The sequence below is a fragment of the Agromyces sp. LHK192 genome (genome assembly GCF_004006235.1).
GTDB lineage: Bacteria > Actinomycetota > Actinomycetes > Actinomycetales > Microbacteriaceae > Agromyces.
The window spans coordinates 2479375-2493198 of record NZ_CP034753.1; the positions used below are offsets into that span (position 1 = coordinate 2479375).

At 68.3% G+C, this 13824-nt stretch carries 12 protein-coding genes and 1 tRNA gene; 5 read left to right on the forward strand and 8 right to left on the reverse strand.

The features are described 5' to 3' along the window. Positions 1 to 69: 69 nt before the first annotated feature. From ELQ40_RS11165 to ELQ40_RS11180, 4 genes are read left to right on the forward strand one after another with little or no spacing between them, the layout of a single operon-like run. Positions 70 to 1647, forward strand: coding sequence for a DUF3375 family protein (locus ELQ40_RS11165; RefSeq protein WP_127793752.1), 1578 nt, complete (start codon positions 70 to 72; stop codon positions 1645 to 1647). Continuing rightward, positions 1640 to 2356 (forward strand): DUF4194 domain-containing protein, encoded by a 717-nt coding sequence (locus tag ELQ40_RS11170; RefSeq protein ID WP_127793753.1) that lies wholly within the window; start codon positions 1640 to 1642, stop codon positions 2354 to 2356. The genes ELQ40_RS11165 and ELQ40_RS11170 overlap by 8 nt, the downstream gene beginning before the upstream one ends. A 28-nt stretch (positions 2357 to 2384) precedes the next feature. Further along, positions 2385 to 5765 (forward strand): ATP-binding protein, encoded by a 3381-nt coding sequence (locus tag ELQ40_RS11175; protein WP_164863552.1) that lies wholly within the window; start codon positions 2385 to 2387, stop codon positions 5763 to 5765. Next, complete coding sequence (locus tag ELQ40_RS11180) at positions 5762 to 6952, forward strand: Wadjet anti-phage system protein JetD domain-containing protein (RefSeq protein WP_164863553.1); 1191 nt, start codon at positions 5762 to 5764, stop codon at positions 6950 to 6952. Before ELQ40_RS11175 ends, ELQ40_RS11180 begins: the two co-directional genes overlap by 4 nt. A gap of 92 nt (positions 6953 to 7044) precedes the next feature. On the opposite strand, the gene ELQ40_RS11185 is transcribed toward ELQ40_RS11180, so the two are convergent. The 8 genes from ELQ40_RS11185 to ELQ40_RS11215 all read right to left on the reverse strand — a co-directional run bounded on the left by ELQ40_RS11185 (position 7045) and on the right by ELQ40_RS11215 (position 12657). Then, positions 7045 to 7353 carry a hypothetical protein gene (locus ELQ40_RS11185; RefSeq protein WP_127793756.1) on the reverse strand — a complete coding sequence of 103 codons (309 nt, stop codon included), beginning with the start codon at positions 7351 to 7353 and terminating at the stop codon, positions 7045 to 7047. 30 nt (positions 7354 to 7383) lie between these two features. After that, positions 7384 to 7740, reverse strand: a complete 357-nt coding sequence (locus ELQ40_RS19120; RefSeq protein WP_240665752.1) for an integrase core domain-containing protein — start codon at positions 7738 to 7740, stop codon at positions 7384 to 7386. A 35-nt stretch (positions 7741 to 7775) separates the two neighbouring features. Further along, positions 7776 to 8333 carry an IS3 family transposase gene (locus ELQ40_RS19125; protein ID WP_240665754.1) on the reverse strand — a complete coding sequence of 186 codons (558 nt, stop codon included), beginning with the start codon at positions 8331 to 8333 and terminating at the stop codon, positions 7776 to 7778. Then, complete coding sequence (locus tag ELQ40_RS11195; protein WP_127793757.1) at positions 8330 to 8647, reverse strand: transposase; 318 nt, start codon at positions 8645 to 8647, stop codon at positions 8330 to 8332. Before ELQ40_RS11195 ends, ELQ40_RS19125 begins: the two co-directional genes overlap by 4 nt. 136 nt (positions 8648 to 8783) lie before the next feature. Further along, entirely contained in the window at positions 8784 to 9557 is a 774-nt protein-coding gene (locus ELQ40_RS11200; RefSeq protein WP_127793758.1) for a hypothetical protein, read from the reverse strand. A gap of 130 nt (positions 9558 to 9687) precedes the next feature. Continuing rightward, positions 9688 to 9759 (reverse strand) — tRNA-Gln (locus tag ELQ40_RS11205). A gap of 338 nt (positions 9760 to 10097) precedes the next feature. Then, the gene (gene gltX / locus ELQ40_RS11210; RefSeq protein ID WP_127793759.1) at positions 10098 to 11624 is read right to left on the reverse strand and encodes a glutamate--tRNA ligase; all 1527 of its coding nucleotides are present in this window, start codon (positions 11622 to 11624) and stop codon (positions 10098 to 10100) included. Then, the gene (locus tag ELQ40_RS11215) at positions 11617 to 12657 is read right to left on the reverse strand and encodes a LysR family transcriptional regulator (protein ID WP_127793760.1); all 1041 of its coding nucleotides are present in this window, start codon (positions 12655 to 12657) and stop codon (positions 11617 to 11619) included. Before ELQ40_RS11215 ends, gltX begins: the two co-directional genes overlap by 8 nt. Positions 12658 to 12738: 81 nt before the next feature. On the opposite strand from ELQ40_RS11215, the gene ELQ40_RS11220 reads away from it, so the two are divergent. Further along, on the forward strand, positions 12739 to 13794 hold the full coding sequence (locus ELQ40_RS11220; protein ID WP_127793761.1) for an aminotransferase class V-fold PLP-dependent enzyme: 1056 nt from the start codon (positions 12739 to 12741) through the stop codon (positions 13792 to 13794). Positions 13795 to 13824 lie beyond the last annotated feature (30 nt).

Genomic DNA, 13824 nt, shown 5'->3' on the forward strand with positions numbered 1-13824 from the left:
CCCAGAGCGCTTCAGTGCGCCACGTGCGCCAACCGACGGTGAGAGATCTCCTAAACCGACTCTGAACTGATGGGCCGCTGTCCACGAATCGAGGGGTTCACCGGTGTCGGAGGGCCCTGCGAAACTGTCGCGGGGCCGGGTAGGCCAACTCTGGCCGGAGAGGATCGAATGAGCGTCGTTGCTGAGTATGCCCGTGTGATGGCGGCGTTCGCCGCGCCAACCATGTCGCTGTTGCGCGGTTCGCTGTCGCCGGTGAGCGTGGCAGTGTTCCGCGAGGCGTTCCCTCGCGACGCAAAGACGAAGCCCGTCGGTCTCCTCCACGAGCTCGTGGACTCGCTACTGCAGGAGCTTCGCGCCCGCGGCGTCTCCAACGTTCCCGAGGGTGACGGCCGCGAAGTGTGCACGGGTTGGGTGCGCCGGAAATGGCTGACCCGCGACGTGGACGGCACGACCTACACGCTCACGTCGTACGCCATGCAGGCGCTCGGGCTCGTCCAGAGCCTCACTCGCGATCGGGTGAACCTCAGCGAGCACCGAATCAAGAACATCGTCGACACTGCCCGGCGCATCAGCTCCGAGTCGAACCCCGACCGCGAGGCCCGCACGCAGATGCTGCGGTCCCAGATCGCTCAGCAGCAGGAAGAGCTCGCTTACCTCGAGGCGGGCGGTGAGATGAAGGAGGTCTCGGCCGGATTCATCCTCGAGGGCCTCCTCGAACTGCAGGATCTCGTCTCGGGGTTGCCGGTCGAGTTCGCGCGCGTCGGCGAGGTCGTCGAGGAGATGCAGGAGAGACTCCGGGCCGACTTCCGGGCCGACCGCCGCTCTCCCGGCGAGATCGTCTCCGACTACCTCGACCGGGCCAGCCAACTGACGACTTCCACCCCCGAGGGTCGCGCGTTCGAGGGTGCATTCAACCTGCTGGACGACGACGCACTCCTCGACCAGTTGCGTTCGGACATCATCACCCTCGTCGAGCACCCCGGTGTAGCGGAGGAACTGACCGTCGATCAGAAGAAGGCCCTGCTCGGCATCGTGCGTCTCGTCCGCGACGGCGCCCGGTTGACGATGGGGAAGATCGTGGACACCGTCGAAACCCTCAACGTGTTCATCCGGACCCGCAACGTCGCGGAGGACCGGGAGCTCGACCGAGTGCTCATCGACCTCGAATCTGCGATGGAGTCCTGGCTGCAGACTGCAGGTCCGCGTGCGACGGTGCAGGTCGACCTACTCCCAGAGGTGCTCGAGATCGAGTACATCCGGGAGAACTTCTACGACCACACCAAGGACATCCCGTTCGACCCCCTCGAGGACGAAGTTGGTGGCGACCGACCGCCGGCGGTGTCGGCTGCTGAGCTTCGACGGCAGGGAGGGCCGCGCCTGGTCGAGCTTCGCGCAGCGCTGGACACGGCGACCAGTGTCGGCGCCGCGGGGTGGACGGTCGGGGCGAACGTGTTCCCGCGCTTGCCCGACGAAGCGCGTCGTCCCGTTGACGTCCTCGGCATCATGCAGTTGGTGACCGACCGCGACGATCTCGGTCGCGCCCACGGGTTTGAGGAGTACGCGACGAGGCGGCCGGACGGTTCAGAGATGGTGCTTCGGGCACCCGTCCTCGCGCCGATGGCGGAGAGGGTGGAGATCGATGACTGACCTAAGCGAAACCGAGGATCTCATTGATGGGTTCGCCGAGGACGGGACGGGCGAGACCGAACCGGACTTCGGTTACACCGACGACTTCGACGACGACGTCGTCACCCTCACGCACGCCGCTTTCGACGGCGACAAGGGCAACCTCGGGGTCGACGTCCGCCATGCGATCGTCGCGATCATGCGGGACCAGTTCATCACTCGCGACACCCACAAGCGCGAGTGGAAGGCACTGATCACCAACCGGGACGACGTGAAGACCCACCTGAATAACATGTACCTCGACCTCGAACTCGACGAGGTCAACGGTGTCGCCTACAAGTTCCAGGTCCGCAACCAGGACAGCACGCGCGGATTCCCCACGCTGCTGCGTGCGTTGCAGTGGAACCGAGAGCAGACGACCTTGCTGGTGCACCTGCGGATCGTTCAGCGTCACCAGATCGGCGGCGGCGCCGCTCGCGCGATCGTGAACGCGACGGACTTACAGGACCACTTCGCGTCCATCCGCCCGAAGACGGCCACCAACCACCTCGGCGACGCGACCCGCCTGAAGAACGCGATCGAGTTCGTGCGGAAGTCGGGTCTTCTGATCGAGACGAAGCAGGCCGGCGTGTACGTCGTTTCCTCCGTCCTCGAGCGTCTCCTGCCGTTGCCGAAACTGCAGGAGCTGACGGTGTTCTTCTCGAACGAGACCGGAGAGTCCGATGACTGACGAACTGACGAAGATGACGCTGGGCTCGGTGGGTCTCTTCCCCGAGTCGCATTGGCGCATCGAGACGATCGAGGTCGTGAACTGGGGTGGGTTCCATCGCCAGCCGGCGACATTCTCCTTTCACTCTGGGGCGTCGATCGTCACCGGCTTCTCCGGTGTGGGCAAGTCGACGGTCCTGGACGCCTACCTCGCGTTGATGATGCCATCGAGCGTGCGCTTCAACGGCGCATCGAACGCAGCCACGTCTGGTAAGGCTCGCTCGGCTGAGCAACGGAACCTGGTCACCTACCTTCGGGGGAAGACGAACGAGACCCGCGAGGAGGGGCGCCTCACCGACAAGGTGCTGCGCGGAGACAGGAAGCCGACGTGGGGCGCCGTGGCGGCGACGTTCGTCTCGGACTCGGACGAGCGATTCACCGTTGCCCGTGGCTACCACGTGCCGGCCGTCGCGACTCGCGACGGCGAGGTCGTCAAGCGAATGATGACCCTCACGGGCACTCTCAACGTCCGCGACCTCGAGGCGTTCGCAAAGATCGGCGGCGACTCGTTCCCCGAATCCGCGATGCGCGCCAAGTGGCCGAGCATCAAGGTCCACCAGAGCTACGAGGAGTTCGCCCAGAAGCTGTCGACAAACCTCGGCATCGGCGCCGGCGGCGACGGCTCCAACGCGCTGGCGCTGCTCGCCCGGATCCAGGAGGGGGCTCACTTCCCCACCGTCGACTCCCTGTACAAGCAGCTGGTCATCGAGAAGCCGGACACGTACAGCGTCGCCGACGAGGCGATCGAGGCGTTCAACGGCCTGGACGACATGTACCAGAAGATGGAGATCTCGCAGCAGCAGGCGAACCTCCTGGCACCCATCGTCGAAGCGTTCGAGGCGATGGAGGCCGCACAGCGCGAGGTCGACACGTCCACGATCATGGGGTCACTGCACGCCGACGACACCCCCGCCGGATTGTGGCGGCTGCGTGCTCACGCCGCCGTCCTCGATGCTGAGGACGACGACCTGCAGGCGCAGGTGGCGTCCAAGCGCGAGGAGCAGGCATCGGCTGAGGCTGCTGCTGCCGAGATCCAGTCGAAGCTGACGAAAGCCGAGAAGGATCTGAAGGCTGCCGGCGGTGACCAGATCACGGAGCTCACGCAGGAGATCAGCGCCCTCGACGTCGAGCTCGATGTCCGCTGCAAGGCCCGGTCTCGCCTGCACGACGCGCTCACCGGGCTCGACGTCAGCATCGAATCGGAGCATGACCTGCTCGATCTCCACGCGGCTTCCCGTGACCACAAGAGCCGAGCCGAGGAGCGCCGGGCAGAGCTTGATGTGATCCGCGACCGGCTGGTGCGTGAGGAGTGGCCGACTAACGCCGCCCTCAAGGAGGTTCGCGAGGAGGTCGCATCGCTCAAGGGCCGCTCCGGCCGCGTCGACTCGGTCCTCGACGCGAACCGCCGCAAAGCGGCGGAGCTGTCGGGACTCAACCCCGAAGATCTCCCGTTCGTCGCCGAACTCATCAACGTCGCCGCCGGCGAGGAGCAATGGCGGGTCGCGATTGAGACGGTGCTGCACTCGAGCGCCCGCACCCTGCTCGTCCCGCTCGAACACCTCGAACGGTTCTCCCGGGCCATCGATGGGCACCTCATGTCGCCGCGGCTGGTTTTCGAAGGCGTTCAGCGCGGCGCCCCTGCACAGCCGGCACCGATCGACCCCGACCGCCTGGCCGGCAAGCTCGAGTTCAAGCCTTCTCCGTACCAGGCGTGGGTCATCGAGCACGTCTCTCATCCCTCACGGAACGCACTGTGCGTTCCCTCGCCGGTCAACCTCGTCGGCGACGGGCTCCGCGTCACACTCGCAGGTCAAACCCGCCGCCGCCGTTCCGGCGCCCACGGTCGCAGCCAGTCGCGCCTGATCATCGGCTTCGACAACGATGACCTGAAGGCCGAGCTTCGCCGCCGCGAGGAGGAACTGCTCGATTCCCTGCGCGACGCGGAAGCTAAGCGCGCCGCGGTGGCCGCCGACGTCAACAAGCTGAACAAGGCCGAACGAGCGTACGACCGGACCGACGAGTTCACCTGGGCGCAAATCGACGTCGAGTCGGTGCGTTCCGAGGCGGCGAAGCTGCGAGAGCTGCGCCAGGAACTCCGCGACGGAAAGATCGGAATCTCCGCCCTCGAGGGTCGCGTCAAGCAACTCGATGACGCTCTCGACGAGGAGCGGGGTCGCAGGCACGTTCTGGACCGCGATCTGAAGGTGCTCGACAAGCAGCGTGCCGACCTCGCCCCCTTCATCGACAAGGTGAAACTCAAGATGGAGACCCTCGAGGACGATCCGTCGATCACGATCACTTCGAATCTGTCGGCGAAGCTCGACGCGGCCTGGGCGGACGTGATCGGCGAGGAGACGCCGAATCGCGCGTCATGGGCTTCGTTCGTGAAGCGGCTCGACGAGAAGCTGGCACGCGAGGCGGAGACCGCTCTCGACGTCGTGGTTGGCCGCCGTCGCGAGCTCGAGCGCACCTTCTCCCAGTTCCAGGAGCGCTGGTACGACCCGAACCGCGGCGAGAAGGTGTCGTCGTACCGGGACTACCTCGCCATCCTCGAGGAGATCAACCGGGTCGGTATCCACTCGCAGCGGGAGAAGTGGCGCCGTAACGCCCTGCAGTGGAGCGGCAAGTACCTGCGGCTGCTGGGCAGCTCGATGACGTCCGCGCTCGAGGAGATCGAGGACCGCCTCCACTCCGTCAACGACATCCTCCGGGAGCTGCCCTTCGGCCCCACGCACGACCGACTGAAGATCGAGCTGCGCCGGCTCGCCCCGAAGGTGGAGGTGGAGTTCCGGAAGGGGCTCTCGTCCTTCGCGAAGATGTCAACCGCCGGTGCATCCGACGAAGTCCTCATGGCTCGCTTCACAGAGATGCGTGTCTTCATGGCGCAGATTCGGACCCGCAACGACCCGCGTCTCACAGCGAGCCTCGCGGACTACGCTGCTCGCGACGAGATCCTCGACGTGCGTCGACACGTGGAGATCACCGCGCGCCAGTTCGACTCGACTGGCGCCGAGGTTGCCGAGTACGCGTCGCTGGCCGGCAAGAGCGGCGGCGAGATGCAGGAGCTGGTGGCGTTCATCGTCGGCGCCGCCCTGCGGTTCCAGCTCGGCGACGAGTCCCGCGAGCGCCCACGCTTCGCCCCGGTGTTCCTCGACGAGGGGTTCATCAAGGCGGACTCCGAGTTCGCCGGCCGCGCGGTTGAGGCGTGGAAGGGACTGGGATTCCAGCTCATCATCGGCGCCCCGGTGGACAAGTACAGCGGCCTCGTGGATCACGTCGGACGTACGCTGGTTGTCACCAAGAACCGCGACACCGGCCACTCGTTCGTCGACCACATCCTCCACGACGGCGACAAGGGCGCGACCGCGTGAAGGGTGTTCCCGACGTCGTGACGGCGGTGCGCCGGCACGTTCTCGCCCGGTGGGCGGATGAGGTTGTGGCGGATATCTCCGGCGCTGAGCGATGGTGGCCGAGGCGGTATCCGCTCGGCCGCCCCGACGAGGAGATGCTCACCGGCCGCTTCGATGAGGTCGTCGACCTGTCCGATCAGGTGCGCCGGTGGGCTGCAGCGGAGGGCTTCGAGGTCGTCGACCGTAGGGTGCGGGCTGGCGGGGTGACGGTGCCGTTGCCGTCGCATGTGATCGTTCCCGATCTGGACGCGGCGGCCTGCGCCGCCGACGCGGTCGATCTCGTCGACGCGGGTCGTGCACGCGCGGCCGTCATCGATGCCGCGTTCCCGCACCGGCGGGACGTCCTCGCCCGGACGGTCGCCGCGACGTCCGGGTGGTCGATGGTGGATGTGGATCTGCTGTGTCGTGCCGCGGCGTGGTTCGAAGGGAACGACGCCGCGGGCCTCAGCCCGCGGGAGGTTCCGCTCGAGGGGTTCCATTCGAAGTGGCTGGAGTCACGCAGGGGTGTCGTCGCCACCCTCGCCGGCCGGGAGAGCCTGGGTGTCCTGCGTCCGCATCAGCCGCGCATCCACTTCACCTACCTCGACCCGGCCCATCTGGCCGGGGGCGGCCGCCGGCACGATTCCGCGACGGTGGGCGACTCCTTCGCGCCGGCCTACAGCCCGGCCGTGGTCGTGATCTGCGAGAACAAGGACACGGCGATCCACTTCCCCGCCCTCGAGGGGGCGATCGCTGTCGAGGGCGCCGGCTACGGTGCGGCCGCGTTCGCCGAGTTCGGCTGGCTGACCGACGCACCCTTGGTCGTCTACTGGGGCGATATGGACGCCGATGGACTTCGGATACTCGCCCAGTTCCGCACCGCCGGAGTCCCCGCTCGGTCCATCTTCATGGACCTTCCCGCGTTCGACCGATGGGAGCGCTTCGGAACGAACACCGATAAGAACGGCGCACCGATCCCCGTTACTGGGCGAGGCGGTGTTGTGCCGGTCGGCCTCGAGGAACACGAGGCCGACCTATATCTGGCGCTCACCGACCCTGGGTGGGGACGCCCCCGGCGCATAGAGCAGGAACGAATCCCGCTCGAGATCGCGGCCGCGGTTGTGGCTGGTTGGGTCGCGAGAGAGGTCAACGCTTCCCGTTCCGCTTGAACACTCTGGGTTCTTCCTGTTGCCGCCCAAGTGAAGCCCGCGTCCCGGCCGCGTGAGGACACAACTCGACTACTTGAAGTGCTTCACGATTTTCAGCGCCTCGCACGCTCCGCGTACTCGATGCCGAGGATGGCTGCGTCAGGATACTCGCGGCCAGCCCGCGGTGGCGGCTCCGCAGCTGTCGCCAACCCCGCTGCTATCGAACCGGCGCCGTCCTCGAGGGCAACCTGTCGCTCATCGCGGTCGGCGCCTTCCCGGGCATCAATCCCCTTGAACCTGCGGAGCAGTCCGATCTCGCGCAGGTACTCGCGAAAGGCCAGCACGGGGTGCACGTCGATCTCCCGGTGGATCGCGAAGATCCAGTCCTGCATGGTCGGCAGCACGGAGGAGAGCGCCTGCACGTCGGCGGGCTTCAGGTATCCTGTCCCGCGTCAACTTTTTGGCAGGGTTTTTTCGATTTCGAAGTTGGGGATGGTCGGGCCGGCCAAGCCCGCGTGGACGTGGGCGGGTCGGTTCCACGCGATCGCTTTGTGGGGCCGGACGTGGTTGTAGTCGTACCGGTACGCGTCGACCTGTTCGACGAGTGAGAGCCCATGATCGATCTCCTCTCGGAACAGCCACTCGTACTTCAACGTGCCGAACCCGCGTTCGCGGGCCCCGTTCTGCCCGGGCGTACGGGCCCGCGTGCGAACATGCTTGAGCTCGGGATGCGGGGCGATGAACGCCTCGAACGTGAAGGACCGGACCGGTCCGCCGTTGTCGGTCACGAGCGTGACGACCGGGCTCACCTCGCCGGTATCTGGGTCGACCGGGGCGAAGTCGATCAGTGGCGCACCGAGCAGGCGTTCGGTCTCGGCGAGGGCCTTCTCGACTGCTTCGATCGCGTCGTACTGTTCGCCGTCGGGGACACGTGCGCGTCGAACTCGTACTTCGACCAGTAGTCCCGGCACGCCGCGATTCGCCACGTACCACCGGTCGTGGTCTCGAACTCACTGAAGTCGAACTGCCACACCTGGTTCGGCCCGGACGGTTCCTTCGCGAACGCCGACTTGCGTCGTTCGGCGTGCTTGCGCCGCTCAGCCTGGTAGTTGGCTTCCAGGATCAGGCCTTCCTCGCGCAACAGCCGCAGCACGCTGGCCTGCGATACCCGGTGCCCGTCATGGCGGACCATCGCCCACACGTTCCGGTGCCCCCACGCGGGATGCGCGGACGCGTGCTTGACGACCAGCGCCCGGGCCGCGTCCCTCGCCGGCACCGGCCACGGCCCCTTCACCGGGTGCCCGGCACGCGCCCGGGCCTGCCGGCGACGCCATGTCCGCTCGGGCATGTCGAACAGTTCGCAGAACCTCGCGGTCGACATGCCCGCCTCGGTGCGGATCACCTCGAGGTCCTCGAATTTCCCAAGCGACCCTCAGCAGACTTCTTCCACACCCGGATCTCGGCCGCAGCCTCACCGAGCGCCTGGGTCAACTCCGCGACCTCCGCCTCGAGCTGCTCCTCACGCGTCGACGGCCCGGACCGGCCGGACACCATCGCGGACTTGCCCGCCTCGAGGAAGTCCGCCTTCCACCGGCCGATCGACTGCTCGCTGACCTTCTCCCGCCGTGCCGCCTCCGCGATCGACAGCTCCCCGGCGAGCACCGAGAGCACGATCCTCGTCTTCTTCTCGGCCGGGATCGTTGGGGGTCTACGCATATTCAGAATCTCCGTTCAGGACTCAACTAACAGCCCTGCCACAAACTCTGACGCGCGACAACCACACCGACGACATGGCCCGCCTGGCCGCCGTCGCCAGCCGCCCCGCAGCGAAACCCCTGGCGCAGATCGGTGGCTAACCCGTGCAGTCGTCACGTGGAGCTGGATCTGCGCGTGTCATTATCGTGATTAACGAGCTGTAGGAACCCTGGTCGCATACGACGCGATCGGTTACGTCCTCGGAGCGCAGGAGCATGATGGATCGATCTTGCTGACTCGTGGTCATCCAGCCTTCAGCGTCATCGAGGACGTACACAATCTCGTCGCCCTGCCCGTCGCGACTCACGCGCTCCAGCGGCACCCACATCCCCTGCGGGACGGCGAGAACGAACACGATCGTGACGGCAATACCAATCAGCCACGGCGACACGAACTTGGAACCCGCGGGCGGGGAGAGCCATTCCGCTAGACCGGCGTGAAATCTAGGAACGTAGCGCAGAAGTATGGCGCGCACGATGCCTCCGACGACAAGGCCTCCCGCTACCCAGAGCGTGGTCGGAAGGGGTCCGATGAGCATCCAGAACACGAACACCGCGAGGAGCGCAATCCGTCCGGATCGGCTGGCTAGAAGCCTGCTGAACAGTCCGCCACCGAAGGCGAGCGCCTGCAGGAAGAACAGCACGAAGGCCGGAAGGATGGGCAAGAGCGTTCCGAGCAGCAACGTCGTAATGTTGAGCGTCTCGATGAGCGTCTTCAGCACGACCGGGTCACCGCCCGAATAGAGCAAGACGCGGACCCCAGCAATAACAAATGGCAGGGCAGCGATGATTGCGGCCGCATGCGTCCATGCAAATCCCCGGAAGGTGCGCTTCTCGCCCTCGGGCGCGGGCGAGGTCTCCTCGGTCGTCACAGGATTCATCATGGCGGACGCGGGCACTACTGCGAAGGCGGCGCTCCGGCCAGGGATTCACCGGGGATCGCCCGAGACGACGGAAGCCCGGACTCCGCGATTTCTGCGGATTTCCGGGCTTCTACGTGAGCTGGGGTACCTGGACTCGAACCAAGAACAACTGAACCAGAATCAGCCGTGTTGCCAATTACACCATACCCCAATGGCCTGAACTCGCCTTTCGGCGCCCTTCGGGCCGAGAACCAACCTTAGCCGACGTTCGGCTCGCATCCAAACTGAGCTGGTCTCATCCGCTCGCCGGAACCCACTGCTCGACGGTCGGCACCGGTCGCGGGTGCTCTGAATTCAGGAGATCCGGCCCGATGGGCCCCTGGGGGCCAGTATGGGCCAGGACCTCCTGAGTTTCGCGGCACGGATGTCTCGGGCGCGGATGCCTCGGTACCCGCACGCCTGGGAACCGACGCGCCCGTCGCCGGCGCCGCGGGTCTCGATACGGCGCTGCGCGCCTATTCGACCACCGGAGGATACGGCGCTGCGCGCCTACTCGACCACCGGAGGAAGCGTCGCAATCAGCCGGTCGAGCCGCGCGAGCGAGTCGACCTTGCCGAGGATCTGCATCGACTCGAACAGCGGCGGCGAGACCCTGCGGCCAGAGATCGCGACGCGAACGGGGCCGAAGGCGACGCGGGGCTTGAGCCCGAGCCCGTCGATGAGTGCGGCGCGCAGCGCCTCCTCGATCTCGGCGGTGCCCCACGCCTCGCCGGGGATCCGCTCGAGCGCGTCGCGCGCCGTGGAGAGCACCTCGCCGGCGTTCGCGGGCAGGGCGGCCGTGGCCTCGTCGTCGTACGCGAGGCCCGAGGCATCCGTGAACAGGAACCCGAGCATGCCGGGCGCCTCGCCGAGCACCTGGATGCGCTCCTGCACGAGCGGGGCGGCCTCGGCGAGGATCGCCTCGTGCGCCGCCGACAGGGGCGACGACACGGCCCCGGCGGCCTGCAGGTACGGCACGGTGCGTGCGGCGAAGTCGGCGGGCGCGAGCTGGCGGATGTGGTCGGCGTTGATCGCCTCGGCCTTCTTCTGGTCGAAGCGGGCCGGGTTCGGGTTCACGTTCTCGACGTCGAAGGCGGCGACGAGCTCGTCACGGCTGAACACGTCGCGGTCGGCCGAGAACCCCCAGCCGAGCAGCGCCAGGTAGTTCACGAGCCCCTCGGGGATGAACCCGCGGTCTCGGTGGTGGAACAGGTTCGACTCGGGATCGCGCTTGGAGAGCTTCTTGTTGCCCTCGCCCATGACGTACGGGAGGTGGCCGAACCGGGGCACGAAGGTCGTCGCGCCGATGTCGATGAGCGCGTGGTAGAGCGCGATCTGCCGCGGCGTCGAGCTCAGCAGGTCCTCGCCGCGCAGCACGTGCGTGATGCCCATGAGCGCGTCGTCGACCGGGTTGACGAACGTGTACAGCGGCGCGCCGTTCGGGCGCACGACGACGAAGTCGATGGTCGAGCCGACCGGGAAGTCGATGCGGCCGCGCACGAGGTCGTCGAAGCCGAGGTCGGCCTCGGGGACTCGGAGGCGCAGCGCCGGCTCGCGGCCCTCGGCGCGGAACGCGGCGCGCTGCTCGTCGGTCAGGTCGCGGTCGAAGTTGTCGTAGCCGAGCTGCTTCGGGCGGCCGTTGGCCTCGTTGCGGGCGTCGATCTCCTCGGCGGTCGAGAAGCTCTCGTAGAGGTGCCCGGCCGCCTTCAGCCGCTGGATGAGGTCGGTGTAGATGTCGCCGCGCTGCGACTGCCGATACGGCTCGTTCGGGCCGCCGACGCCGATGCCCTCGTCCCACGAGAGTCCGAGCCAGGTGAGCGCGTCGAGGATCTGCTCGTAGCTCTCCTCGCTGTCGCGCGCCGCGTCGGTGTCCTCGATGCGGAAGACGAACGTGCCGCCCGTGTGCCGGGCGTACGCCCAGTTGAACAGGGCGGTGCGCACCAGGCCGACGTGCGGCGTGCCGGTGGGCGAGGGGCAGAAGCGCACGCGGACGTCGCTGCCGGTGGCGGTGGTCGTGGGGTGGGCCGTGTCAGACATCGTCGTCAATCGTACCGACCGCGGCGTCGCCGCGTCCGCCCGGATCGAGCGCCGCGAGCGCCCGCATCGCGGCCGCGACGGCGGGCACGCGCTCGGCGCCCTTGGCGGTCACGAGATGCAGCGACCGCACGTCCTCGTGGCCGGTCGACCGGACGGCGACGCCCGGATGCCTCGGCGTCGCGCGCAGCGCGAGCTCCGGCAGCAGCGCCACCCCGAGGCCCTGTGCGACCATGCCCTCGACGGCGACGAAGTTGTCGGTCTCGAACGCGATGCGGGGCGCGAACCCGGCGGCCGCGGTCAGTTCGAGCAGGTGGCCGCGGCAGCGCGGGCATCCCGCGATCCACGGATCCTCGGCGAGCCGTTCGAGCGGCACCTCTTCGAGCGCGGCGAACGGATGCCCCGCCGGCAGCACGAGCCGCATCCGTTCGTCGCCGTACGCGCGGACCGAGAGCCCGCGGGCGCTCGCGCGATGCGGATCCTCACGGTCGCCCGGGTAGCTGAAGGTGATCGCGAGGTCGGCGCGGTTCCGGCGCACCGCGTCGACCGCCTCGGGCGGCTCGGCCTCGACGAACGTGACCGCGATGCCGGGGTGGCTCGCCGCGAGGCTCGCGATGAGCTCGGGCACGAGGGTCGGCGAGGCCGACGGGAACGCGACCAGGCGGAGCCGCCCGGTTCGCAGGCCCTGGAGTTCGGCGAGGTCGCCGGCGGCGGCCTCGAGCGAGGTCGTGACGCTGCGGGCGTGGCGGGCGAGGGCGCGCCCCGACTCGGTGAGGCGGATGCCGCGCCCCGCTCGCTCGACGAGTGCCACGCCCGTGCGGTCCTGGAACCGACGGACCTGCTGGCTGACCGCGGGCTGGCTGTATCCGAGCGCCGCGGCCGCCGCGGTGAGCGAGCCGTGCTCGGCGATCGCATGCACGATGCGCACGGTCTGCAGGTCGATCGCGGCGGCGAGCCGTCGGGTGGCGGCGTCCGACGAATCGGCGGTCGAGCCATCGGCGGTCGAGTCGGCGCGGAGCGGCGTATCGAGACCCATCCGCCAATCATAACCGTGGGTCATGTTTCGCATCACTCATCTGCCATTGTCTGATGAGTGATGCCCCCGCAGACTGGCCGTATGCACCGGATCAGCGACGACTACCCCTCGGGCCGCGGCTACCTCGCCGCCTGCACGCTCGGGCTGCCGACGATCGGCACGCGCGACGCCGTCGCCCTCGACCTCGAGCGCTGGGCGGCGGGTTCCGCGAGCGCCGCCGACTACTCGGCCACCGTCGAACGCGCCCGCGGCCACGCCGCCACGCTCCTCGGCGCCGCCGCCGAGCAGGTCGCCGTGGGGTCGCAGGTCTCGGTCTTCGCCGGCCTCGTCGCCGCATCCGCTGCGCCGGGCGCCGAGGTGCTCTGCATCGACGGCGACTTCAGCTCGATCGTCGCGCCGTTCCTGGCCCGCGGCGACCTGCGCGTGCGCCACGTGCCGCTCGACGCCCTCGCCGACGAGATCCGCTCGTCGACCGCGATCGTGTCGGCGTCGCTCGTGCAGTCGGCGACCGGCGAGGTGCTCGACGCGGCATCCGTCTCCCGGGCCTCCCGGGATGCCGGTGCGCTGCTCATGCTCGACACGACCCAGGCCACGGGGTGGATGCCGACCGACGAACTCGACGCCGATGTCGTCGTCTGCCACGCCTACAAATGGCTGTCGGCACCGCGCGGCGCCGCCTTCGCGGCGTTCTCCGACCGCGCGGTCGCCGAACTCACCCCGCACACCGCGGGCTGGTACTCCGGGCAGGACCCGTGGGCGTCGTGCTACGGGCCCGACCTGCACCTCGCCGACGGCGCCCGCCGGTTCGACGTCTCCCCCGCGTGGCACGCGTGGGCCGGCGCCGAAGCCGCGCTCGCGTTCGCCGCGTCGCTCGACCAGCGCGATGTTCACGTCCACGACCTCGCGCTCGCGAACGCGTTCCGAGCGCGGCTCGGGCTCGAGGCATCCGACAGCGCCATCGTCACCTGGCCCGACGCCGACGGATGCGACCTCGCCGCGCTCACCGCGGCCGGCATCACCGCGTCGGGGCGCGCGGGCCGCGCCCGCGTCGCCTTCCACCTCTGGAACGACGAGGAGGACGTCGAGCTGGCGGCCGCCGCACTCGGCCGGACCGGCGCACTCGCGGCCACCCGGTAGCGTCGCCACCCGGTCGCGACGGCCCCTGTC